Origin of the sequence: Pseudomonas sp. 65/3-MNA-CIBAN-0223, from assembly GCF_040310425.1 — a bacterium.
In the GTDB taxonomy this organism is placed as follows: domain Bacteria; phylum Pseudomonadota; class Gammaproteobacteria; order Pseudomonadales; family Pseudomonadaceae; genus Aquipseudomonas; species Aquipseudomonas gregormendelii.
The window spans coordinates 1-284 of the sequence record NZ_JBEOPV010000092.1 but is presented as its reverse complement, the minus strand read 5'-3'; the positions used below and the strand labels follow the sequence as shown (position 1 = coordinate 284).

Genomic DNA, 284 nt, shown 5'->3' with positions numbered 1-284 from the left:
CCTGTACCCCATGGCGCTGTCGATGATCGTCACCGGCACCGCCTGGCAGTGGCTGCTCAATCCCGGCCTGGGCCTGGACAAGCTGCTGCGCGACTGGGGCTGGGAAGGCTTTCGCTTCGACTGGCTGGTTGATCCGGATCGGGTCATCTATTGCCTGGTGATCGCGGCGGTGTGGCAGGCCTCGGGCTTCGTCATGGCGCTGTTCCTCGCCGGCCTGCGCAGCGTCGATCAGTCGATCATCCGCGCTGCTCAGGTGGACGGTGCGAGCCTGCCGACCATCTACC

1 protein-coding gene is annotated in these 284 nt (G+C 66.2%); it reads left to right on the top strand.

Annotation, left to right across the window (positions count from 1 at the left end; translation table 11 throughout):
• Positions 1–284 (top strand): carbohydrate ABC transporter permease (locus AAEZ09_RS28055; protein WP_350601606.1); only part of this gene is annotated, 284 nt, incomplete at both ends.